A 1,296-nucleotide genomic window follows, 5' to 3' on the forward strand; every position below is an offset into this window, starting at 1 on the left:
GCGCGTGGGAAAACAGGGGGGTTAGCGCCAGGAGGGGAGCCACATTTCGGCTTGCCAATGTGCGGTGGTGATGGCGTCGCCGTTGAGGATGGGCCAGAGCCAGGCGAAGTTGGCGACGACGAGTCCGGTGTAGAGGGCGATGGCGAGCAGTCCGGTGCCGCGGCGTTCGGCGCCGCGGCGGGCGGCGCCGAGGATCTGCCCGAGGATCAGGGTGAGCCCGAGTACGAGGAAGGCGGCCATGGGGGTGGCGTAGAAGAAGTACATCTGGCGGTCGAGGTTGACGAACCAGGGCAGGAACCCGGCGAGGTAGCCGGCCATGACCGCGGCGTAGCGCCAGTCGGCGCGGAACACGGTGCGCCACAGGCCCCAGCCCAGCATCGGCAGCGCGAGCCACCACATCGCGGGGGTGCCGATGAGCATGCTCGCGCGGACGCACTCCGACCCGCCGCACCCGGACACCGACGCCCCGGACTGGTACGAGTACAGCATCGGGCGCAGTCCCATCGGCCAGGTCCACGGTTTGGACTCCCACGGGTGCGGGCTGTCCTTCGGGGTGACCAGCGTTTCGTGGAAGTGCAGCACGTTGCCGGTGTACTCGCCCAGCGAACGCAGCGCCGAGGGCAGGAACCCCCACATGCCGGGGTCGACGTTCTTGATCTCGGTGTAGTGGCGGTCGGTCGCGGTCTCGCTGGCGAACCACGCCCAGTAACTGGCCAGGTACGCCAGCACCGGGATCGCCACGATCGCCCACAACGCCGGCGCCACATCCCGGCGCAGGGCGCCCAGCCACGGCCGCTCCACCCCCGCCGCCCGCCGCGCCGCCACATCGAAGGCGACACACAGCAACCCGAACGCGGCCATGTAGTACAGCCCCGACCACTTGATCGCGAACGTCAGCCCCACCAGCACCCCGGCCGCGAAGCGCCACCACCGGAACCCCAGCCTCGGCCCGAACCGGGTCTCGTGCACCCACCCCTGCCCCACGGCGACCGCGAGCCGCGCCCGCACCTGATCACGATCACGCAGCAGGCACGCGAACGCCCCCAACGAGAACACCGCGATGAAAATGTCCAGCATCCCCATCCGCGACTGCACATGCAGCACACCGTCACAGATCACCAGCACCCCGGCGATCCCGCCCAGCAACGTCGACCGGGTCAACCGCCGCGCGATCACGACCGTCAACGCGATGACCACCGTGCCCGCCAACGCGGGCACCACCCGCCACCCCCACCCGTTATAACCGAACACCAGCTCACCGACCGCGATCAACTGCTTCGCCAACGGCGGATGCAC

The 1,296-nt window shown here is 69.5% G+C and carries 1 protein-coding gene; it reads right to left on the reverse strand.

The genetic code is table 11. The features are described 5' to 3' along the window. Positions 1-21: 21 nt before the first annotated feature. A partial coding sequence (locus ABD256_RS44115; protein WP_344432391.1) for a dolichyl-phosphate-mannose--protein mannosyltransferase occupies positions 22-1,296 on the reverse strand: 1,275 nt, incomplete at its 5' end.

The organism is Amycolatopsis minnesotensis, from assembly GCF_039529815.1.
Classification (GTDB): Bacteria; Actinomycetota; Actinomycetes; order Mycobacteriales; family Pseudonocardiaceae; genus Amycolatopsis; species Amycolatopsis minnesotensis.